The organism is Mycetocola tolaasinivorans (assembly GCF_003667565.1).
GTDB lineage: Bacteria > Actinomycetota > Actinomycetes > Actinomycetales > Microbacteriaceae > Mycetocola > Mycetocola tolaasinivorans.
On record NZ_RCUX01000008.1, the window covers coordinates 66,262 to 87,824 of the forward strand.

At 62.9% G+C, this 21,563-nt stretch carries 21 protein-coding genes, 2 tRNA genes and 1 riboswitch; of the genes, 7 read left to right on the top strand and 16 right to left on the bottom strand.

Going from position 1 to position 21,563, the window contains the following annotated elements; genetic code table 11:
* The first annotated feature begins 33 nt into the window (after nucleotides 1-33).
* Together D9V32_RS11160 and D9V32_RS11165 are read left to right on the top strand one after the other, a co-directional pair.
* Nucleotides 34-558 carry a DUF6790 family protein gene (locus D9V32_RS11160; protein WP_121648985.1) on the top strand — a complete coding sequence of 175 codons (525 nt, stop codon included), beginning with the start codon at nucleotides 34-36 and terminating at the stop codon, nucleotides 556-558.
* Nucleotides 555-1,199: a TMEM175 family protein gene (locus D9V32_RS11165; protein ID WP_121648986.1), complete on the top strand. Its 645-nt coding sequence runs from the start codon at nucleotides 555-557 to the stop codon at nucleotides 1,197-1,199. The genes D9V32_RS11160 and D9V32_RS11165 overlap by 4 nt, the downstream gene beginning before the upstream one ends.
* On the opposite strand, the gene D9V32_RS11170 is transcribed toward D9V32_RS11165, so the two are convergent.
* A complete protein-coding gene (locus tag D9V32_RS11170; protein WP_121648987.1) occupies nucleotides 1,196-2,467 on the bottom strand; it encodes an MFS transporter in 1,272 nt (423 codons plus the stop codon). The two genes, D9V32_RS11165 and D9V32_RS11170, sit on opposite strands and share 4 nt — an antisense overlap.
* Nucleotides 2,468-2,559: 92 nt before the next feature.
* Between D9V32_RS11170 and D9V32_RS11175 the strand changes: the two genes are divergently transcribed.
* Nucleotides 2,560-3,249, top strand: coding sequence for a TetR/AcrR family transcriptional regulator (locus D9V32_RS11175; protein WP_121648988.1), 690 nt, complete (start codon nucleotides 2,560-2,562; stop codon nucleotides 3,247-3,249).
* Between the two features lie 362 nt (nucleotides 3,250-3,611).
* Here the strand turns inward: D9V32_RS11175 and D9V32_RS16055 are convergent, their stop codons facing one another.
* From D9V32_RS16055 to D9V32_RS11195, 5 genes are all read right to left on the bottom strand, one after another.
* Entirely contained in the window at nucleotides 3,612-6,431 is a 2,820-nt protein-coding gene (locus D9V32_RS16055; RefSeq protein WP_147440455.1) for an NACHT domain-containing protein, read from the bottom strand.
* Between the two features lie 615 nt (nucleotides 6,432-7,046).
* Nucleotides 7,047-7,529: a hypothetical protein gene (locus D9V32_RS16060; RefSeq protein ID WP_147440456.1), complete on the bottom strand. Its 483-nt coding sequence runs from the start codon at nucleotides 7,527-7,529 to the stop codon at nucleotides 7,047-7,049.
* Nucleotides 7,530-8,417: 888 nt separating this feature from the next.
* Nucleotides 8,418-9,332 (bottom strand): abortive infection family protein, encoded by a 915-nt coding sequence (locus tag D9V32_RS11185; protein ID WP_121648990.1) that lies wholly within the window; start codon nucleotides 9,330-9,332, stop codon nucleotides 8,418-8,420.
* A gap of 158 nt (nucleotides 9,333-9,490) precedes the next feature.
* Nucleotides 9,491-9,563, bottom strand: a tRNA-Arg gene (locus D9V32_RS11190).
* 113 nt (nucleotides 9,564-9,676) lie between these two features.
* On the bottom strand, nucleotides 9,677-9,892 hold the full coding sequence (locus tag D9V32_RS11195; protein WP_121648991.1) for an SCO4848 family membrane protein: 216 nt from the start codon (nucleotides 9,890-9,892) through the stop codon (nucleotides 9,677-9,679).
* Between the two features lie 57 nt (nucleotides 9,893-9,949).
* On the opposite strand from D9V32_RS11195, the gene orn reads away from it, so the two are divergent.
* The 4 genes from orn to D9V32_RS11215 all read left to right on the top strand — a co-directional run bounded on the left by orn (nucleotide 9,950) and on the right by D9V32_RS11215 (nucleotide 12,610).
* Nucleotides 9,950-10,570: an oligoribonuclease gene (orn, locus tag D9V32_RS11200; protein WP_121648992.1), complete on the top strand. Its 621-nt coding sequence runs from the start codon at nucleotides 9,950-9,952 to the stop codon at nucleotides 10,568-10,570.
* Between the two features lie 85 nt (nucleotides 10,571-10,655).
* A tRNA-His gene (locus D9V32_RS11205) sits at nucleotides 10,656-10,731 on the top strand.
* A 179-nt stretch (nucleotides 10,732-10,910) separates the two neighbouring features.
* On the top strand, nucleotides 10,911-11,258 hold the full coding sequence (locus D9V32_RS11210) for a metallopeptidase family protein (protein WP_121649083.1): 348 nt from the start codon (nucleotides 10,911-10,913) through the stop codon (nucleotides 11,256-11,258).
* Nucleotides 11,259-11,377: 119 nt separating this feature from the next.
* Complete coding sequence (locus D9V32_RS11215) at nucleotides 11,378-12,610, top strand: hypothetical protein (RefSeq protein WP_183086286.1); 1,233 nt, start codon at nucleotides 11,378-11,380, stop codon at nucleotides 12,608-12,610.
* An 8-nt stretch (nucleotides 12,611-12,618) separates the two neighbouring features.
* Here the strand turns inward: D9V32_RS11215 and D9V32_RS11220 are convergent, their stop codons facing one another.
* From D9V32_RS11220 to D9V32_RS11265, 10 genes are all read right to left on the bottom strand, one after another.
* The gene (locus tag D9V32_RS11220; protein WP_220700699.1) at nucleotides 12,619-13,209 is read right to left on the bottom strand and encodes a nucleoside/nucleotide kinase family protein; all 591 of its coding nucleotides are present in this window, start codon (nucleotides 13,207-13,209) and stop codon (nucleotides 12,619-12,621) included.
* The gene (locus D9V32_RS11225; protein WP_121648994.1) at nucleotides 13,202-14,002 is read right to left on the bottom strand and encodes an energy-coupling factor transporter transmembrane component T family protein; all 801 of its coding nucleotides are present in this window, start codon (nucleotides 14,000-14,002) and stop codon (nucleotides 13,202-13,204) included. Before D9V32_RS11225 ends, D9V32_RS11220 begins: the two co-directional genes overlap by 8 nt.
* Nucleotides 13,999-15,492 (bottom strand): ABC transporter ATP-binding protein, encoded by a 1,494-nt coding sequence (locus tag D9V32_RS11230; protein ID WP_183086287.1) that lies wholly within the window; start codon nucleotides 15,490-15,492, stop codon nucleotides 13,999-14,001. Before D9V32_RS11230 ends, D9V32_RS11225 begins: the two co-directional genes overlap by 4 nt.
* 1 nt (nucleotide 15,493) lies before the next feature.
* Nucleotides 15,494-16,114 carry an ECF transporter S component gene (locus D9V32_RS11235; RefSeq protein ID WP_121648995.1) on the bottom strand — a complete coding sequence of 207 codons (621 nt, stop codon included), beginning with the start codon at nucleotides 16,112-16,114 and terminating at the stop codon, nucleotides 15,494-15,496.
* Nucleotides 16,115-16,152: 38 nt separating this feature from the next.
* Nucleotides 16,153-16,264, bottom strand: a riboswitch (TPP riboswitch).
* Between the two features lie 60 nt (nucleotides 16,265-16,324).
* On the bottom strand, nucleotides 16,325-16,669 hold the full coding sequence (locus tag D9V32_RS11240; RefSeq protein WP_121648996.1) for a spore germination protein GerW family protein: 345 nt from the start codon (nucleotides 16,667-16,669) through the stop codon (nucleotides 16,325-16,327).
* Between the two features lie 128 nt (nucleotides 16,670-16,797).
* Nucleotides 16,798-17,805 (bottom strand): transporter substrate-binding domain-containing protein, encoded by a 1,008-nt coding sequence (locus tag D9V32_RS11245; RefSeq protein WP_121648997.1) that lies wholly within the window; start codon nucleotides 17,803-17,805, stop codon nucleotides 16,798-16,800.
* A gap of 97 nt (nucleotides 17,806-17,902) precedes the next feature.
* Nucleotides 17,903-18,664, bottom strand: coding sequence for an amino acid ABC transporter ATP-binding protein (locus tag D9V32_RS11250; protein ID WP_121648998.1), 762 nt, complete (start codon nucleotides 18,662-18,664; stop codon nucleotides 17,903-17,905).
* Nucleotides 18,661-19,635: an amino acid ABC transporter permease gene (locus D9V32_RS11255; protein ID WP_121648999.1), complete on the bottom strand. Its 975-nt coding sequence runs from the start codon at nucleotides 19,633-19,635 to the stop codon at nucleotides 18,661-18,663. The genes D9V32_RS11250 and D9V32_RS11255 overlap by 4 nt, the downstream gene beginning before the upstream one ends.
* The gene (locus D9V32_RS11260) at nucleotides 19,632-20,369 is read right to left on the bottom strand and encodes a GNAT family N-acetyltransferase (protein WP_245982276.1); all 738 of its coding nucleotides are present in this window, start codon (nucleotides 20,367-20,369) and stop codon (nucleotides 19,632-19,634) included. Before D9V32_RS11260 ends, D9V32_RS11255 begins: the two co-directional genes overlap by 4 nt.
* A complete protein-coding gene (locus D9V32_RS11265) occupies nucleotides 20,356-21,498 on the bottom strand; it encodes an LLM class flavin-dependent oxidoreductase (protein ID WP_121649001.1) in 1,143 nt (380 codons plus the stop codon). The genes D9V32_RS11260 and D9V32_RS11265 overlap by 14 nt, the downstream gene beginning before the upstream one ends.
* Between the last annotated feature and the right edge of the window lie 65 nt (nucleotides 21,499-21,563).

Here is a 21,563-nt window from a genome sequence, read left to right on the forward strand (position 1 = left end):
CGCTTGCAATATTGCATATGCAAGACTGAAATCATGTCAAACACACGGTATCTGCTCGAAACGTCCCTCCCCCTGCTCTGGCTCCTGATCGCGACCATCGGGGCGAGCGTCCACTCCGCACGCTCCACGAAACTCACCCGACTCGAGATCTGGCAGCGCTGGTGGGCGATCGCCGCCCTGAGCTGCGGAAGCCTCTGGATGACGCTCTCGTTCCTCGCTATCCCGGACATCATGGCCACCGCGATCGGGTTCTCAGACACCCCATTCGTCACCGAGATTGCGTTCGCCAACCTCGCGCTCGCGATCGGCGGTTTCCGCGCCATCCACGCCGGACCCCGCGAGCGCATCACGATCGGACTGATGGCCGGCATGTTCCTCTGGGGCGCCATTCTCGGGCACGTGTTCCAGTCGCTCGCCCACGGCAACTGGGAGCCGGGGAACACCGGTGGCGTGCTGCTCTATGACGCCCTGATCCCTGCCGTCATGATCGCCCTCGCGGTGCGCGATTCCCGGAAGCGTGGGGCCTCGCGGCGCGAGGCGCAGCGGGTACTCGGATGAGCCGGCTGATCCCAACCCGGCGCGGACTCGACCGCCTGATCAATTTCTCTGACGCGACGGTCGCGATCGCGATCACGCTGCTCCTCCTGCCGCTGGTGGACGCGGCAGCCGATGCGCGCGCCGATCACGTATGGGAGTTCCTTGCGGAGCATCGGGGCACCCTGATCGCTTTCGTGGTGAGCTTCGCGGTGATCGCCCGAATGTGGACGATGCACCACCGGCTCTTCGAGGTGGTGCGCTCCTACTCCCCCACGCTGATGCGCATCAACCTGGTGTGGCTCGCGAGCATCGCGTTCCTTCCCTTCGCCTCGAACATGCTCGCGGCGGCCGGGCAGAGCGCGGCCGCACGCGTCATGTACATCGGGACGATCGCCGTGTCGAGCCTCATGTTTGCCCTGATGGAGGCCCGCGTTTTGCGCGATCCCGCACTGCGCACGGATGAGGGCCGCGGGGAACTGCGCCCGGCAAACAGTTGGCTCACCTTCGGCGCGGTCTTGCTCGCCCTCATCCTCACCATCGCCGTGCCGACACCCGGCATCTGGTGGCTCCTCCTTCTCGTTCCCGCCGGTTGGGCGTCGGACATCATCGAGCGGCGCGGGCGTCGCGCCCGATGGACAGACCAGGCCGACACCACGGCTTAGCGAGCCACTCGGGGTCCGCGAAACCGTGGGTGCAGCAGCACAAACACGAGCACCAGCGCGCAGACGCTCGCACCCACGATCAGCGGCAGCGGCGGCCACCAGGCGTAAAACAGGGTGGCGAGCGTGGGCGTCAGCACGAAGGTAAGCGCGTTGTTCGCGGCCACGAGGCCGGCAATGCCGCCCTGTTCCTCGGCGGACATCAGCAGCGAGGGCCCGGCGGTGTATCCCGGCATCGCCAGGCCGAGTCCCAACCCGATGAGGAACAGCGCCAGGATCAGCGCGGCCATCCCCGCACTGGGAATGAGGAGCAGGAACCCGGCGAGCGCCCCGGCTGCCCCCACGCGCAGCAGCGTGCCGGGCATCCAGTTCAGGCGGGGCACGATGACGGCCTGGGCGGCCACCATGCCCACGCCCGCGGCCAGCAGTGCGGCACCGGAGACGGCGGCGGTTCCACCGGCGTTCAGAGCGAAGCGGTCCTGCACGAGGAACCCGGTGAGGATCTGAACGAATCCGAGCCCGGTAAACAGGCCAAATCCGGCCAGGAGGAACGGCCAGGCGCGCGGATCAAACGGGCTCACCCGCGGCGGATTCGCCACCAGCTCGTGCTTCTCCTCGCGGCGCAGGAACACCGCAACCGCAGCGAGCCCGAGGGCGATCATGACGGGCACACACAGCAGCGGCACCATCAGCCCAAACCCGGCGAGTGCTCCCCCGGCCACGGCACCCCCGATCATCGCGAGCCCCTGGGCAGCTCCTACGCCCGCCATACCGCGCACGCGCGCCTCGGGTGTGGTGGTGACGTCGGCGATGTACGCCTGGGCGGTGGGCGGCACCGCGGCGATCGCGAGCCCGAACAGCAGGCCGCGCGTCACGAGGAACAGCACAAACAGGCCGGTTCCGGTGAGGATGCCGCGCATGCCGAGGTGGGCGAGCAGCGCAAACAGTGCCATCGCGCCCACCGCGGTACCCATGGCCGCGAGGAGCACGGGTTTGCGACCACGCGAGAGTGAGGCGCGACCCCAGAACTGACTGCTCACCACCACGCAGATTGCAGCGAGGCTGATCATCACGCCCACCTGCCATTCGGCGAGCCCCACCTCGCGGGAGAGTGGCGCGATGATCGGATTGAGCGTCATCTGCCCGAGGAACACGAGGAACACCGCGCTCAGGACGAGGGGCACCTGCGGGGCCGGGGCGGTGGGGCGAGAAGACGTGGGTAGTGAAGACGTGGGTTGGCTGGGCGGAGTATCCGCGACCGAGGGCTGCATGGAGACCTTTCATTCGGGGTGTGTACTCGGTACGCTAGATCCACGCTCGCCAATTATGCAAAGGCGTTCTCGAAATTATTTGGACGGTATTTATGCCCACCCGTTCCCCCACGACAGGCTCCACGAACGGCCCCGCGCGCGGCCCGGGCCGGCCGGTATCGTTCAACCGCAATCACGTCCTGGACGTGGCCGGCACGATGCTCATGAACGGCGGCATCGAGGGGTTGACCATGCGCCGCCTGGCGAGCGGCGCGGGCACCACGCTCGCGGCGATCTATCGCCACCTCGGCGATAAGGAGGGCGTGCTCAGCGCGGTGCTCGATCGCTTCTCCGAGGACATCCCCCGCACCCCGCTCACCGGCACCCCGCAGGACCGCATGCTCGCGATCGGCCAGGGCATCTACGCGGTGCTCGTCACCCGCGCCTGGATCGTCGACATTCTCCGCCGCGGCGGCAGCACCGGCACCGGCGCTCTGTGGTTCGCCGAGGAGTACATCGCCGCGGCCGAAGAACTCGGGGCGCACCCGATCGACGCCCTGAACTCCTATCGCGCGCTCTGGAACTACGTCCTCGGCGCACTCCTCACCCGCGTCGAACCAGAGCAGACCCTCGAACTCGACACCCCGCTCGCCCGCAAGATCCTCGCCGCCGCCGAACGCGACGGCCTCACCCGCGTCACCACCTACGTGGGCGCACCCCGCGGCACCTCCGAACGACTCTTCCGACGCGGGCTGATCGCGGTGGTCGCGGGGTTAGCGGCGCAGTGCCGGGGGAAACAGTAATCCCGACGGCAGTTGATTTGCAATAAGCGGCCGTTCTCATAATCTCGCAGCTGCTTTGCATGCGTTCCTGCCGAAACCCTAGAGAGCCCCTTAGGCGATCAAGTCCATCGTGACGTCAGAATCGCCGATAAATAACATGACGTCAGACGTTTCAGAATGCTCGGCAAGGAGGAATGCAGTGAACCTTGATTCTTGTGAAGCCCGGTTGCTTTTGACTATTCAGGCAAAATAGTAAGTTGCGGTCGACGCTTCCAGGACATTCCGAGGTTTGACAGGACCAATCTTCGCATTCTTCGCACAGCGAATTGCTAGGTTTTGAACCTTGCGGACACGATAAATCGTCGTCCTAGGTTGTCAACGGACTACACCTCCGTCAGGAGATGTCCCTTCGGCTCCCGGGTAACTATGGGGATAATTTCCTTTTCGATACGGCGTCGAGTCGTCGGCTGGCTCAGTAAAATATCGCTCAGTTTCGCATCAACTATACGAGCAACTTTCTCGATCTCCAGAGCATGCTCCAACGGTTTCAAAGAACCGTGAGGCTGCGTTGCCGCATTCAGAGCATTGTTGAGCTGTTCCACTTCTTCGGACGAGAGTTCCTCGCAACGGTCTTCAGGCAGGCGACCGTTTGCACTCTCGCCAGATAGAACTCTTGGCTCCGGCTGTACTTGAGAAATCCCCCGTACGCGAGATTCAGAGACCTTTAGATCATCACAAACCGTGATCCACTGGTTGAGAATCATGTTCGCCAACTTGCCCTCCGGACTAGCGATACCCCGCCGCGCACGGAGTGCGGATGACACCGTGGAACAAGAGTTTTCATTGGTAGCGGCGATTCTCACAAGGGCATACGTCAAGTCCTGGACATATACCCCCGCGCCTGGCTTAAGTGCTTGATCGACGAGCCTTGCAAGCCAACGAGGACGCGCGCGTGCCATCCCGTCATCCAAAATATCAAGAGCTAGTCGCGGACCGGCAGGAAAACTCAAGCTGAGTCGTTCAGCAGCGTCGCTGTCTACGGTCTCGATAGTTTCGATAACGAGCTCCTGCAAGTGCACTCCCGGTCTTACGAACAAACCTCCAGCTGCGAAGAGCCAGGTATTTCGCCAATGAGGACTAGCACCGATGATCTGAAGCCTTCTCTCGACGATTGCATCGGTCGAACTCGTGAGATATTGGCCAGCCATGTACTCTTGCAGACTTCGTACGTCAAAGCCATATCCTTCAGTTCCATGCGGTGCCAGTAGCACGAGTCGATGTGTCGCCGCGTTCTGAATATCTTTGAGTAATCTTCGATCCGCCGACTCGGGACGATATCCCTCCCGTTCTAGAGCTGCCCAAGCAATATCTTGCAGCTCTTGGTGGCTGATTACCGAACGTGTTGTTTCGCCCTTCTCCGCGCGGATCTGTAATGTGATCCCAACTTGATGATGGATCCCTTGAATAAGAGTTTCGTGGTCTCGAATAAGGGTGCTGTGCCCACCGAATTTTTGCTTCTCTCTCGCCAGAATGGTGTGGAAGTACCCATCGAATAGGCTGAAACGGTCAGGAGCCAATTCTCCAGATTGCTCCACGATAATAGTCAGGATCAAGACTTGTAGTGGGGTTCTCAATAAGTTCTCAAATGCTTCGTCTTCCGTAGCATTAATGAGCCGCCTTATGACCGCGTCACGTCGGTCATGATCACGATCAAGGCGAACAGCTGTTACCTTTTTCCCATACTCTAATGCAGTATCCGGAGTAAGACTTGCGAGATCAATACGCTCAAACATGCTTTGGCCTATTTCCTCATCGAATCCCAGCGGTCGAGTGGTGAGGATGATCACCACATCAGCGTTTTCCGCCTCACTGTCGTTTGCAAACTCTATGATCTGCTCGATGAGATTGTGCCGTACGACAGGATCCACGACTTCATCAAGACCATCAAGGACCAACAGCCAAGGCCAGCGGTTGCGCCATTTTGCAAGCAGGTTTGGTGCGATATCTCCAACGTCTGACTTTGCACTTACATCTCGAGCGATACGTCGTATCAGCGTTGACGAAAGATCGACTGCGTCTTCTTGGGCATACTCAGCTAGATTGATCTGCACCGGCCATCGGGGGTATGTCGGTGGTGTAACTCCCAGCTCTTGCAACGCTACGTCTGTTTCCGCGATTAGCTTGCGTTGGTCCTCGCTCAGATTACTCGATTCACGCAAGAACGCTGCTCGATGCGCTTGAATTATCATCTTCGATAGGGTGGACTTCCCATTTCCCGGCTGTCCGGTGAGAACTATGTGCCTTGGCCTGGGAAACTGCGCGAATGAAGGCTTAAGCATCCGACCAGTTCGGTCAAGAATGTAGGGAATCGCGAATCGCCGACAAGGCTCTTGCGCACCGAAGGCATCTAGCTTGGGAACGAGCACAGGTAAGTCGACCGCTACTTTGTGCACGGGAAGCCCTTCAGTGCCGCTCGCACCTGCCTCATCAAAATAGATGCGCCCACCTGATATGAGCATTGTGCGAGCATGGTCCCTGAGCGCGCTCTCCAATGCACTTTCTGGAACAAGATTTAATAGCTTCGGGATCGCTGCAAGAATGTCGCCTGCGGTGAGAAAAGCGTTGAACGCCTGGCGAACGCCTAAATGCGCATTGACTAGTGCGTCGATCTGATAATGATCCCAAAAGTACACTTGACGGATCTGAGAGAGCCTCCACGCCTGAAGTTGAAGTTCTGCCTGTTCATCTGCGTCTGTTGTGCCACTTGGTAGTGCCTGCGCTCTCGCTATGTATGCCTCAACCTTAGCTACGATAGCGTCAAACCCACCGGTTCCAGGAAACGGAGTGAGTGCTACGTTTGTTACAAAAATCAAAGTGTTGGGAACCGTAGAGCGGTCCATATTCCGTGCCCAGTCTCCAAGCTCATCACGCACTTGTTTCCAAAGCCATGCAGCGTTGTCTTGATGCTTTGAAGAGGGCTCAGTGCGGAATTTGGCCTGAAAAACGGTGTACCCATCGGCGCATTGGACTCCGTTGAGACCCGGTGTTGTCCACCGAAGTCTTCCTCGATGGATGTAGTCACGCCCACCATCACGCCCAGCGCCCATCGAACGCACAGACTGGCCAAATTCGGCTACAGCGAGCGCTCCGACCAGATCTTGAAATCCAATAGCATCAAACCTCGACAAATCTACCAAAGACACTGGTGCGCTCCCTTTCGCCTTGCTTTGTGGCAATGCTAACGCACAGGTGTCTTCCACAGTTGCTATGGCCGCCTTAGCGACCCCTGCGCAATTGACGCCAATAGGGATCTATCCGCAATATGGGTCCGACAGTGTACGCCCTTACACGGAGGACTCCGCTTGCCACACGATCTTGCCAAGCTCGGAGCTGAAGGATTAGTTACTCGCTTTGTTGCATCGATTACGTTGCACAGCAGCCGGGCGCACGGACCCAGACCAGGTTTCCCACTAGCGTGACTTATAGAGGCGAGCCGGGAGAAACGAAAAAGTTGAGCAATGTTTGGTCGCTGAAGTCGGCCCCACCGCCCGTTCTCGTTTCATCCCAACGACAACGTTATGCCGCTGCTTCAAGCTACGAACCGTTCGATTTAGACTCTGGAATCGAACAGCACTGAAATTGCTAGCATCACGCTGCGAGTTCATACCTTTGCTCGTTGAGCAGGGCCACCGCGACTTCGAGGAGCTCGGCGACGAAGAGCACCAACTCAGCGAGAAGGCTTTCACCGGCCTCAAAATGGGCACCGCCCTCATGGATGCCAGTAAGCCCCGATTCTTGCGCGAACCGGATCGTTGAGATTAACTGCCCGTGCGCGTGCGCTGAGGTGATCGCCCAAAACCAGAATGTGCGCAGAGTATTGCCGGGGATTCGATGGGCGGTTTTTTCGTGATGGCGGAAGGATCGATCGTTCGTTCCTCAAGATATTCGTCGGGATCGAGTCCGATTGCCTGGGCTGAGGCCTGAATGATTAGTTTTAGAGCGGCCATTGCCTGTGCAGTCTTGTCGTCACCAAGACCTGCTTTGGCGAGATTCCTCACCAATTTTAATCCTTGTACGTACTCGATCTTCGCGATATCCACTGCGCGACTAATGCGCTGGGCTGGGTCCGAGCCATCCAAAACCCAAATGTTCTCGACGCGTCCTTCGACTACCGGCCGAAACAGGGTGGAGTCCGCTGCAAGATGTAGCAAGGATTCTGTCTCGTCTCCTTGGCTATCCGCGAGTTCTGCCGACGCCGAAAGATGGTCTGCTACAGAACCGATACGCCCTGCAATGATCATATGAGGGACAATCAAATTACCGGAGACGCTGATCGGGTTCGACCGCTAACCCGGCGCGAGCTGCCGGTGCCCCTGCCGTAATCGGTGCTGCGAAATCACGAAAACCTACCACAGCGCCACCGAGCACGGCAATCGGATTCTGAGTCGTCATGCGATGAGATTACCAGCACAGTAGGTCCGCAAATCGGAGTTCCGCGACTAACGCGAATAGTGATTTGCTACTCATCGGCAGTGTCCGCAAGAGCACGACTCGTAGTGGTGTTGCCGCCGAGTTCTCCGATTGCGCACATGATCTTGACTTCACGCGATGATCCGACGCTCGATATTGGGACTTGAAAAGCCGCTCCAACAAAATCGCTGCAAGCAACGAGAATATTGAAGACGTTTGCGTCGCGCAGCTGGGCGCTTTAGCGGATCTTGGCTTGTTCAAGAGCCTGCATACCGCTGCCCCATTCCTTTCGACGCGGACCGTCCACACGCCGCCGCTGTGCTCCTGAAGAACTCATGTTGTAAAAACAATTCAATTTACAGGAACATGCAATACGCAGATTAACGTACCCCTCGGGACCTCCGAATTCATTTTTCGACGCGAGTTGATCGCAGTGGTTGGCAGGGGTGGCGTCACAGTACAGGGGGGCTAGACGCTCCGCTGATACCAAGAGAATCAAATCACAACCAGTGGCTAGGTGTCCTCAACATCTACTTCCGACACGTACAAATAACCGACGCAGGCGGTCTCGAGATGATGTCGCAAATCGTCGGAGCGAGAGCGCGATACAAACAATGCGATCAAACTCTGTATATACGAAGTCGAAGGCTTGGCGAACGAGCACCCGAAAATGATTGCATCAGACCTATAGTGAACCAAGCACGGCGTGCCTGCCACAGTCAGGGGCGTGGGCGCTCGTTCCAAGTGTCTGCTATGAATTGGGAAATCGCCACAGTCGAATTGAACACTAATTTGGCGTGGCGTGGCGTCGCAGGGCTGATAGTCCCAGACCCATGCCCATCACCGATTGCGTTTCGAGCTTCAGCGATCGATTGTACGGTGGCAAAGAGGGAACGCATGGCCTTTTTCATTGCGGCACTTCCTCGAGAATCTCCAGCGACAGAGTCTGCATTAATGCTCAGTTCAGCCGCGACCTTCGCGAAGAGCCCTGGAAGTTCATCGCGCTCAGAAAACTCAGCTCCAAGGTCCGCCAAGACGATTTTGCATTGACTCTCGATTAGGTTCTTGGAGGAGGCAATCGCGGACGATGGGTCAGCATGTAGATCACGGTCAATACGCTTCAAGTGCTGAAGCAACACTTCGTTCTGAGTGACGTCTAATGACTGAGCTAAAGGCAATCTGGCGACCGTGTGATACCCGGACACCTCACGCCACGAGTAGACAATCTGATTGCCGACGTGCCCGTTTTCACACAGCTCGAAGCCCTCCGGGCGTAGCGTGTTATTGTACGCGTCAACCATCACTGCTGCATCTGAAGAGTCGTTGCGCACGAGTGGATGTACCGTCTCAACAAGGAAATTGAGAAAATTTGTGTCCGAGCCATCACGAAGGTGAAATCGATCATCTCCGAATACCCAGTCGTCTTCCCAATCATCGTTGTTCACGGTGTGCTGGTGAATATCGCCACTCGCGGACTTATAGCGGTGGTCTTTACTCGGGAGCGCTTGAAGGTCGTACAAGCGATTTAGAAACTCCGGATGCTGCAAACGGCCCGACCATCGAAATTCTGAGAGAGCGAGCCAATCAAACACATTGCTTCTAGTGAGGCGAGAGATACGCGATGGCGAGGGCATGAGGGAAGGATAGCAGCGATTGAAATCGACCTACGATGGTTTGCACTCAACTTGAGTGGGCTTCCCAAGTCTGCAGAAAAGAATACAGTCGCAAAGTCAAAGGGCTCGAGGCTCCAACGCCGCACGTCTGAGTGCGCGTTGGGGCTTCGAACCTTAAGTGCCCCCGACAGGAATCGAACCTGCGACCAAGAGATTAGAAGGCTCCTGCTCTATCCTCTGAGCTACGGAGGCGGACGAAACAAGTGTAGCGCGAACGCCTCGGGGAGCGAATCAGGCGCGACAATGCGCGGGCATCCGAGGCAGGGTCGGGCGCGTCGCCCCGAACGCGGCGACGAGGGCGCGCGCTAGACGAAGAATGCCCAGATACCCGCCACGGCGGAGACCGCGGCGATGAGCAGCGCGATGGAGATCAGGATCGCGTGGACGCGCAGGAACGCGGTGGGCTTGCCCGCGGCATCACGTGCACGGGGGTCGTTCTTTACTCGGGTCCAGAACCGCGGCCACACCACCACGTTGTAGACGGCGTTGATGAGCAGGAGAATCGCGAGCAGAGTAATCACCCGCCCAGTCTAGGCGAAACCCGCGAATGTGTCGGCGGAGCGGGCTAACATGAGGGCATGGCAAATCTGGCGGACCGACTGGTCTGGATCGACTGTGAAATGACCGGCCTCGACCTCTCGGTCGACGAACTCGTAGAGATCGCGGTGGTGATTACCGACTTCGACCTCACACCGGTCGCGCCCGGGATCGACCTCGTCATCAAGCCCAGCGCCGCCGCGCTGGAGCAGATGGGCGAGTTCGTCACCAACATGCACACCACCTCCGGGCTCATCACCGAGCTCGACGGCGGGCTCTCCCTCGAGGAGGCAGAGCGCCAGGTACTGGAATACGTGCGCACGTATGTACCCGAGGCGAAGAAGGCCCCGCTGGCCGGAAACTCCATCGGCACCGACCGTTCATTCCTTGCGAAGTACATGCCCGAACTCGACGACCACCTGCACTACCGCAACATCGACGTGTCCTCCATCAAGGAGCTCGCACACCGCTGGTACCCGCGGGTGTACTTCCGCTCCCCCGAAAAGGACGGCGGCCACCGCGCCCTCGCCGACATCCTCGAGTCGATCCGTGAGCTCGCCTACTACCGCGCCGCCGCATTCGTGGCCGAGCCCGGCCCCACCTCGGACGAGGCAAAAGCCATCGCCGAGACCGTGGTGGCAAAATACGCTCCGGAGATGTAATAGACTAATCATGTTGCACCGCGAGAAAAGAAACGCTTCGATTCGCAGCCAGTGAAAAGAAGCGCTATTATCGAGTAGTGACATGGTGGGTATAGCTCAGCTGGTAGAGCGCCTGATTGTGGTTCAGGAGGTCGCGGGTTCAAGCCCCGTTACTCACCCCAAGTAAATATGAAAAGAGGAGCATATATTGCTCCTCTTTTTGTTTTAACCGGAGAAATTCACCCTCGAACGACACGCCCGAGGCTCGAAAACCACCCCGGAGACGACACGCCGACACCCGATCAGCGCCACGCCCGAGATGCTCATTTCGGTGCAAAATCCCGATAGGATTTTTTACGTGATGGAAATGGATCCGGACGACTTCGAAGACCTCGTCAACGACGTGTTTGACGCGCTGCCCGCGGAGGTCACCGACGGTCTCGAAAACGTCGCCATCGCCATCGAAGACCTCCCCGAAGACGGCAGCCTCGATCTCCTCGGCCTCTACCACGGCGTAGACCTCACCGAACGCGACCAGTACGGCTTCGGCGAGATGCCCGACCTGATCAGCCTCTACCGGCTCCCCCTGCTCGACTTCTGCGCCGACGAGGTGGATCTCCGCGAGCAGGTACGCGTCACCCTCGTGCACGAAATCGGCCACTACTACGGCATAGACGATGAGGAACTTCACCGGCTCGGGTGGGGATAACACTCGCTGTTAGTTTGGTGTTCGGCACGCCCCGCCTCCACACGGCACGGATGCGATTACGCTGACCCTAACGCGTCCACTCGGGGCACCACCAGCCCACCCGGAAGATGAGGAACGGCATGGCCAAGCGTGGCATCAGCATCACCCTCGGCACCATCGTGCTGATCGGCGTGGTCGGCTACGGCCCCGCAACGCTGCTCGGTCCGCTCCCCGCCCCCGCCGTCGCAACGCTGGCGCTCCCCACACCCGCTGCCGCGGTAACGCCGCCCGCGCTCCCCACCACCGGCGCCACCGCGGTCGCCCAGACCGCCGCCGTACTCGCCCACGCGGGCGACACCGCCGCACTGCCCATCTCCGGTGCCGCACGCCTGATCACCGCCCTGGTGGTCGCGCAGCGCTACCCGCTTCCCGAGGGCCCCGGTCAGGACATCACCATGACCGAGCAGAACTACGAGACGTACCGTGAGCGCGTCGATGCCGGCCAATCGGCCGTCTCGCTATTCCCCGGCGACGTCTGGACCCAGCACTCCGTACTGCAGGCCATGCTGCGCGGGGGAAGCACCGCCCACGCCGATGCACTGGCCACCTGGGCCTACGGCTCGATCGATGGCTACCTCAAGGCCGCCCAGGCCTGGGCCAAAAAGGAAGGCCTCACGAGCCTCGTTGTCACCGATGCCGCCGGCGTCGATACCGGCACCCAGGCCACCGCCTCAGACCTCGCCCGCATCACCGCGCTCGCGGCCGCCGATCCGGGCATCACCGCCGCATTCACCGAGGAACCCGACACCCTCGCCGTGCAGCGCGGGCTCACCCTCCCGAGCCCCTACCTCGCCGATACCGGCATTCGGGTGCTCTACCGCGGATACACCGACCAGGCCGGCATCATCCTGCTGTTCAGCCAAACCGTCACCACCCCGGCCGGCCCCTTCAGCTATGCCTCCGCCTCGCTGCGATCCGCAACCTGGCAGACCCTCGAAACCGAAACGCGCGCGCTTGTCGCCAGCGCCGAAAGCGGCATCAACTCCACCGCCGATCTCGCCACCGGCACCCCGCTTCTCACCATCACCACGGACTGGGAGCAGAGCGTCCGCGGGCTCTCCGGAGAAACACCCGCACAGCCGCACTGGGGCAGCACCGCACCCACGCTCAGGGTCGAGCCCGGCACCATCACCGTGCCGCTCGCCGAGGGCACTCCGGTGGGCAGCGTCACCATCACCGACGATTCCCAGGCCACCGGCGATCGCCGCATCCCCCTGATCGCCGACGGGGCTCTTACCGAACCCGATGTGCTCTGGCGACTCACCCACCCACTGCCGCTCCTGAAGGCGCTGTGGGAGCAACTCATCCCCTAGCGCTCGCGCTAGTCGGTACCCTCCGCGGCAACCACCCGCTCGTGCTCCGCCCGCAGGAGGAGGTGGGCGTGGGCTCGGGGGTCCCAACGGCTCACATAACGCTCGAAGGCAGCCTGCCAGCCGTCCCACTGCACCGCGTAGGTCTCACCGTCACGGGCCAGCGCCCGCGCCTTACGAAAATCATCTTCGGCATCAATCCAGACCGCCACATCGGCAAATCTTGCCGCGGGTCCGAGCGTTCCGCAGCCCTCAACGATCAGTGGACGCCCGGGGGTCACCGTGTGCACCGCGGCCACCTCGTCACGTGCCCAGTCCCACTCCCGCCAGGTTCCGGGCTCCCCGCGGCGAAGCGGCCCCAGCAGCTCCTCGGCCAGCGCGGCGGCCGCGAGCTCGAGGCCACCCCAGCCGGGATACATCCCGTCCATCCGCACCAGCAGCGGCTCGCCGGCGCCCGGCCAGTGCGCGGCGAGCTCATCGGCAAACGTCGACTTTCCGGCACCACTCGGGCCATCAATCAACACGATCGGGTCCGGGCGCCCCGGAAGGAGCGCTCGGACCCGATCGATGGCCTCCTCGGAGGGGGCGATGTGACTAGGCAAAGATGAAGTTCCAGTGTCCGGTGGCCACGCTCGTCCACACGACGGCGATGGATACCAGGATACCGATCGCAAACAGGATCGCGTCTGCCCACCCGAGACGCGACTCCCGCGCCCACGTCCGCGGGATATCCCCGCCAAAACCGCGGGCCTCCATCGCGGTCGCGAGCTTGCTGCCACGCCGGATCGAGAGCACCAGCATAGCCAGAGCCATCCCCGCAAAGCGCCTGATCCGGCCGGTATCGGCCACCCCGCGTGCCCGACGCGCGAGTTCAAGCGCACGCCAGTCATCCAGGAACAGCCCGATCATGCGAATCCCGGCCAGTGCCCCGAGCACAAACCGTGCGGGAAGCCGCAGGATCTGGGCGAGCCCATCGGCCAGGTCCGTGGGATCCACGGTGATAAACAGCACCACCGCGGGCAGCGCAATCGCGAGCACCCGCAGCATCGTCGCAATCGCGATGGCAATTGAGCCGTCACTGATCTGGGCGAGCCCAAACTCCCAGTAGACGGTGCCATCCGGGCGACCGTACAGCAGCATGGTCACGCCGCTGAGCGGGGCGGCGATCCACACCGGAAGCGTCCGCAACCAGAACTGCTTCGCACTCAGCCCGGCGAAGGGCATCAGCAGCGCGAGCGCAAGCAGCGCGGTAGCCGCGGATACCCAGTCGAGGGTCATCAACAGCACCAGGGTGAGCGGCACCGGCACCATCAGCCGGGTTACGGCGTTGGTTCGATGTACCGCGGCCGAGGTGGGCTTCACCACCGAAATCTGGGTATCCGCGAGCGCGCTCATGCGGCCTCCTCGGTGTCTGACTGTTCGGGGCGTAACGCGGTCAGGGTCAGCGTGCGGTCGGCCAGGGCCGCCACAAACTCGGCGTCATGACTCACGGTGATGATCGCCGACCCCTCGGCCCGCAGCGCGCCAATGAGCTCAACCAGCCGCGCCCAGGTGAGCGCATCCTGCCCAAACGTGGGCTCATCGAGCACCAGAATATCCGGCCGCGACACCAGGGCGGTCGCAACCGAGAGTCGGCGCTTCTCCCCACCCGACAGCGTGAACGGGTGCGCCCGCTCGAGGTGCGCGAGGCCGAGCCGGGCCAGCACATCGTCCACCCGGGCATCAATCTCGGCGGGCTCAAGCCCCAGGGCGCGCGGCCCCACCTCGAGTTCGCGGCGCACGGTGGTCGCGAGAAACTGGTGTTCGGGATCCTGAAACACCGTGCCGATGCGCTGCAGAAGCTGGGTTGATTTCCAGGCGATCGGGGCCGCCCCGAGCCCCCGAGACAGCGTGGCCGTGGCGGTCAGTTCACCGCCCTCGGGGCGCAGCAGCCCGGCGAGGGTGAGCGCCAACGTCGACTTTCCGGCACCGTTGGCTCCGGTGATCGCCAGCACCTCCCCCGCCCGCACGGTGGTGCTGACCGGGGTGCCCACGGGCACGCCGCGTACGCGCGCCGTCAGCAGGTCGCGGGTATCAAGCAGGGCCTCACCCGCGGGCAGGGGCTCGGGAAGCGCGACGCGCGGCGGATGCCCGGGCACCCACACCCCCGCGGCCGCGAGCTCGGCACCGCGCTCGGTGAGCACGGTATCCGGATGCCCGTCGGCGATCACGGCACCGCCGGTGCCCAGCACGATGACGCGATCCACCAGCGGCAGCCAGGTGTCAACCCGGTGCTCGATCACGACCAGGGTTGCCCCGGTCTTATCGAGCACCCGGCCCACCGCATCGCGCACCTCGGCTACCCCGACGGGGTCAAGGTTAGCGGTGGGCTCATCCAGCAGCAGGAGACCCGGATGCATCGCGAGCACGCCGGCGAGCGCGAGCCGCTGCTTCTGCCCGCCCGACAGCGCCTGGGTCGACCGATCGAGCGGAACGTCGAGGCCCACGGCCTCGAGCGCCTCGCCCACCCGGGCCCAGATCTCATCGCGCGGTACGCCGAGGTTCTCGCAGCCGAAGGCCACATCGTCGCCCACCCGGGCGAGGATCATCTGGGAATCGGGGTCTTGAAGCAGGAGGCCGCTGCGGCCGCGACGATGCGCGGGGTCCTCACCATCAACGGTGAGCACCCCCTGCGCATCGCCCTCATCAGCGCCGCCCAGTACTCCGGCGAGCGCGTGCAGCAGCGTGGATTTCCCGGCACCCGAGGGGCCAAGAATGAGCACCCGCTCCCCCGCCGCGATCTCGAGGGTGACGTGTTCGAGTGCCCAGGCGAGCCGGGAGGCGTGCCGCCATCCCCAGTCGCGAATCGATACCGCCGAGGCCGTCACCGGCGAAACCTCCGCCACGCTAAACCCGAACGCCGTGGCTGCGACCCACCGCGAAGCGGTTGAGCGCCCCCGTGGCCGCGAGGCCCTTGACCGCAAACCAGACCAGCAGGCCGGCGATCAGGGCACCACCGATAACCTGTGCGCTCACGTAGATCGTGATGTAGTTCCAGCTGGCGCCCGGGCTCCACAGGATGAGCGAGTTCACCGCGCCGAAGAGGCCCGCACTGGCACCGGCGAGCAGGGTCACCGGGAGGTTCCATACCCGGTAGGCGAACAGCAGGAAGATGATCTCGGCACCGATACCCTGCACCAGGCCGGCCTCGATGGTCGAGAAGCCACCCCACTGGTTTCCCACCAGGGCGGAGACCATCGCGGCCACGGTCTCGACGTAGATCGCGGCACCGGGCTTACGGATGATCAGTGCGCCGAGCACACCGCCGATGTACCAGACCGGTTCAAGGAACCCCTGGAGCCCCGGTAGCAGAGCCTCAAACGGCGCCTTGATGCCGCTCCAGCCGAGGTTGAAGGCGATGAAGATGAGGGCCACCGCGACACCCAGAACACTGGCTACGACGATGTCGACGACCCGCCAGCGGAAGTTCAGGCGCGGCTTTACCTCGGAGTTTTTGTTAACAGACACTGTGAACGTGCCCCTTTCATAAGTGAAATGGAGGCACGGGTTAGAGAAACTTATCCTCCCTGCGCTGGCATGATCCAGATCAGGTTTGACGGTCGAAGGTACGTACCTTCCTCTCAGCCCGGTGGTTCCCGGACTCCCGTGTTACACCGAGTATAGCGCGCGCCCGATCCCCTCGGGGGACCGGGCGCGTGCGTGACGTTGCGGGGCGTATTACTTCTTCAAAACCTTGATCAGGCGGGTCAGGAAGCGGCCGGCCACCCAGACCAGCGGCACCGAAACTACGATGGTGGCGAGCAGGTTGGGCTCAAAGCGCCATCCGCCACCGCTGCGCAGATACGCGCCGATCGGGATCGAGAATCCGCCGCCGCCCCCGCCGCTACCCGCGGGCTCGCCATCTACGCCCTCGGAGAGCTCACCCTCACCGGCTCCGAAACCGAAGCCGGTGAGGGCCACGGGAATCAGTGTCTCGCCATCTGCCGTTACGGGGTCACCGTAGGCGGTCTGTACGCCGAGCTTCTGGAATCGGTCGGCGAGGTCCAGCACGATTTTAGTCATGCACCCACGCTAGCGCGGCAGCTCGAATACCGATACCCCGGCGACGCTTTGGGTCACGTGATTGCGTGCCGCCGACACACGCGAATGGGCCCCGGGTACGCGGCGTACCCGGGGCCCTTTTCTGAGCGCTAGTTGTTGTCGAGCGGCAGGCCCGGCGGGTTTACCAGCGACTTCTTCACGGCCTCGTTCGACAGGCCCCAGGCCTCGAGCCACTGGCCATACTGGCCGTTGTCGATCAGGTAGTTGATGGCGTCGGCGATCGGCTGGGCGAGACCCGAGTCCTTCTTAACGGTGGCGGCGATCAGGCCCTCGAGGGTTTCACCGGCACCCGAGTAGGTTCCGGCGGTGCGGGTCGGGTTCGCGCTGCCCGCGGACTGCTTGTTTCCGTAGGCGATTCCCGGGTTGGGGCCGAAGTAGGCGTCGATCTTGCCCGAGTTCAGTGCCAGCGTGGTGGCGTTGTTGTCCGGGAAGTAGGTCACGGTGAGGGTCTTGCCCTCGGTCTCGAGCTTGGACTTCCACTCCAGCAGAATCTTCTCCTGGTTGGTGCCCGAACCCACGGCGACGTTCAGGCCGTTGAGGTTTTCGAAGTTGTCCGCAAACTCCCACTTATTGGAGGCCTTCACCTGGAAGCCCAGGTTGTCGCCACGGTAGGAGGCGAAGTCATACTTTTCCCGGCGCTTTTCGGTCACGGTGATGTTCGAGAATCCCGCGTCGGTGGCGCCGGTGTCGATCCCCACGAAGAGGTTGTCCCAGGTGGCGTTCTTGACCTCGGGCTTCAGACCGAACACGCCGGCGACGAGACGACCGAGGTCCGGCTCGGCACCGGTCAGGGTTTCGTTATCGTCTCCGGTGAAGGCCAGCGGCGGGAAGCCCGCGGGCAGCGCGCCAATTCCGATCGTGAGCTTGCCCGAGTCGAGCACCTTCTTCGGCAGGGTCTTACGGATGTCCTCAACGGTGGATACCTTGATCTTCGTCTCGGTTCCGGCACCGTTGGAGAACGCGGCGACGGTCACGGTGCCGTCTGATGCGGGGGCGGCCTCGGTGCTACTGGAGCAGGCGGCGAGGCCGGCCACGAGGGCGGCCGCGGCCGCAACCGCTCCGATCGTCTTGAGACGCTTGGGGGTGAAGATGGTCATGATGGATTCCTCAATTGGTGGGTTCGGGTAACGATCTACTGGTGGATGCCGCGGGTGCGGCCACGCACGCTTGCGGGTGCGCAGCCTGAACGGATACTCAGGCGAGCACCTTGCTCAGGAAGTCTTGGGTGCGGGGGTGGGCGGGGCGCGTGAGTACCTGGTCGGGGGTGCCCTCCTCGATGATCGCGCCCTCATCCATGAACACGACCCGGTCGGCCACCTCGCGGGCAAACCCGATCTCGTGAGTCACCACGATGAGGGTTTTGCCGCTGCCGGCGAGGGTTCGAATCACGGCCAGGACCTCCCCCACGAGCTCGGGATCGAGCGCAGACGTGGGCTCGTCAAACAGGATCACGTCGGGGTCCAGGGCCAGCGCCCGCGCGATGGCCACGCGCTGCTGCTGCCCGCCGGAGAGCTGCCGCGGATAGTCGGCCTCCTTCTCGGAGAGCCCCACCCGGGCCAGCAGGGCCCGGGCGTTCTCGCGCGCCTCGGCGGCCTTCACCCCGTGCGAAATCGGAGCCTCGGTGACGTTTTCGAGGATGGTGAGGTGCGGAAACAGGTTGAAGTTCTGAAAGACGAACCCGATCTTCGCACGCTGGCGGAGAATGTCCTTCGGCCGCAGCTCCTTGAGTCGGGTGCCCTTGACCCGCACTCCGATCAGTTCGCCGTTCAGGGAGACGAAGCCCTCATCGAGCTTCTCCAGGTGGTTGATCGCCCGCAGCAGCGTGGACTTTCCCGAACCCGAGGGGCCGAGGATCACGGTGACGGTGCCCGCCTCGACGCTGAAGTCGACGCCGCGGAGGACGGTCTTGTCACCGTACGACTTGGTGGCGTTATGGACGGCAATAGCCTGGCTCATGCTGCACTCACCTTCGCGCGGTTCCAACCGAGGGCCTTACGCAGGCGCTGCAGCGGGGTCGGCGGGAGTACCCGCACCGAACCTCGGGCGTAGAAGCGCTCGATGTAGTACTGCACGATTGCGATCACGCTGGTGAGGATCAGGTACCAGATAGTGGCCACCACGAGCAGCGGAATAACGTCGGTCGGGTAGGTGCTGCCGAGGTTCTGGGCGATCCCGAAGAGGTCGAGCAGCGAAACGTAGTACAGCAGCGAGCTGGCCTTGATCAGCCCGATGATCTGGTTGACGTAGGCCGGCACGATGGAGCGCAGCGCCTGCGGCAGCACGATCCGCGTGAACTGCCGGTGCTTGGGAATTCCAAGCGCATCGGCGGCCTCGTGCTGGCCCTGATCCACCGCCAGGAGTCCGGAACGGACCACCTCGGCACTGTAGGCGATCTCAGACAGGCTCAGGCCGATCACACCCAGCGCCAGCGGCGTCAGCGTGGCCACGGTGTTCACCGTGAACTGCGGGCCAAACGGGATGCCCACGCCGATCTCGGGGTAGAGGTTACCGAGGTTGAACAGGAACACCAGCACGAGCAGCAGCGGCACCGAGCGAAACAGCCAGATATAGAACGAGCTGAGCGTGGTGAGAACCGGGTTGCCCGAGAGCCGGGCCAGCGCCACCACGATGCCGCCGAAGAAACTGACCACGGTGCTGATCGCGGTGGCGATGATGGTGAGCTGCAGCCCCTTCAGGATCGGCGGGCTAAAGAACCAGACCCCGACCTTTTCCCACTCCCAGGAGGGGTTGGTAAACAGGGTCTGCGCGAAGTTGAGCAGCAGCACCAGGACGAGCCCGGTGATCACCCAGCGCAGCGGATGGCGTAGCGGTACCACGCGGCGTTCGGAGAGCCGATGGGCATCGATGCCGTCGGGGAGCGTGCCCGGCGGCTGCGCGTCGGTGGGTCTCTGGGCAAGGGCGGTCATGAGGAAGCTCCGGGTGAGTCGGTCGCCGAAGCGAGTGGGGTGGCCTGATGGGCGGCAGCTACGGCCTCGGCAGGCGCAGCAGCGGTTTCGGCAGCTTCTGCGGCGAGCCGCGCGGCGAATTCGGGGGTGTGGGCCCGGAACTCCGCCTGCTCAGCGTCGTGACGGGCGCGCACCTCCTCAACGTTCAGCGGCTCGTCGGTGAGTGACTTCGCGAAGCCGTGGATGCCCACGCGTTCGGGCGGTTCGGTGGTGTCAAACAGCGGGGTCCAGTGGGCAGAGAGGTAGAGTCGCACCGCCTCGGGCTGACGCGGCCCGGTGGTCAAATACGAGCGGGTGAAGCCTCGGCGGCGCGATTCCTCCTCGAGCTCGAACACCACGCGGCGGGCGAGACCCTCGCGGCGATGCTCGGCCGCGGTCCAGATGCGCTTGAGCTCGGTGGTGTGCTCATCCAGCGTCTTGAAGGCTCCCCCGGCCACGGCCACGCCGTCGCGCAGCAGGAGGACAAACGCGCCACGGGGTGCGCTGAACTCCTCGGCCGGATACCGACTGAGCTCGACCGAGGCCGGCTCACCGAAGATGTCTCCGTAGCGCGCGTCATACTCGCGCTCGAGGTCGGTCAACAGCGGCCTCGCACGCGCATCATCGGGTGCGACGTAGACAAACTCCTCGCGGGGCTGGGTGCTCCCGGCCGAGGCGTCAGCGTCGGGCTGGTGCCGCCCCTCAAGCAGCGTCACGGGTCTCACCCGAATCGGCAGCGGGTGCCGCGGGCTTTTCGGCGGCGGCGTCACGGCGGACAACCTCGGCTCGCACCAGCGGAATCACGTAGCGACCGAAGTCGATGGTGTCGTCCACGTAGTCGTATCCACGGGCGGAGATGATGTCCACGCCCAGGTCAATGTAGTCGAGCAGAGCGGCCGCGACCGTCTCCGGGGTGCCCACCAGCGCATTCGAGTTTCCGCGGCCACCGGTGGCGGCGGCAACCGGCGTCCACAGGGCGCGGTCGAAGCGATCGCCACGATCGGCGATCGACAGCAACCGCTGCGAACCGGAGTTTTCGGGGTTACGAAGGTCACCCGCGAACGATGCCGGTAGCGCGCTGGTGCGGCTCTGGATCTGGCCGAGGATGCGCTCGGCCTTCTCCCAGGCCAGCTCCTCAGTTGCGCCCAGGATCGGGCGGAACGCCACCTGAATCTTCGGCCGCTGCGTGCGCCCGGCGGCGAGCGCCGCGTCCGTCACGGTCTTTATCTGCTCGGCGGTGTCGGCCAGCGGCTCGCCCCAGAGCGCGTAGATGTCGCTCTGCGCGGCGCCGATCGCGTAGGCCGCGGGCGAGGAGCCCCCGAAGGAAACCTGCGGGCCGCCGGGCTGGGCCGCCCAGATGTCGCTCACGAAGTTTTCGATTCGGTAGTGGTCGCCGTCGAAGCTGAACGGTTCGTGACTGGTCCAGGCCTGACGCAGAATCTGAATGTACTCCCCGGTGCGGGCGTAGCGCTCGTCCTTGCTGAGGAAGTCGCCCTCGGCGGCCTGGTCGGCGGTGGATCCACCGGTGATGATGTGCACGTTCAGTCGACCATCGCTGATCTGGTCGAGGGTCGCGATGACCTTCGCCGCATAGGTCGGTGCCGAGACGTTCGGGCGGTGCGCGAGCAGCAGCTTCAGGTGATCGAGCTTCGAGGCCACGTACGCGGCGATGGTCGCGGGATCCGGGGAGCCCGAGTGGTAGGCGAAGAGGATGCGGTCCCAGCCGTTGTCCTCGTGAGCTCGCGCCAAACGCAGCGTGAAGTCCTTGTCGAAGCTGGCGCCGCTGCGTGCACGGGTCTCGCTTCCATCATTGAGTGCGGCGATGCCGAGAAATTCGATGGGCACGGTCTTTCCTTTCCGTTTCGGTGGTTCACTCGCGATCAGCCTGGCCGGTCGTGGTGCGGTTGCGA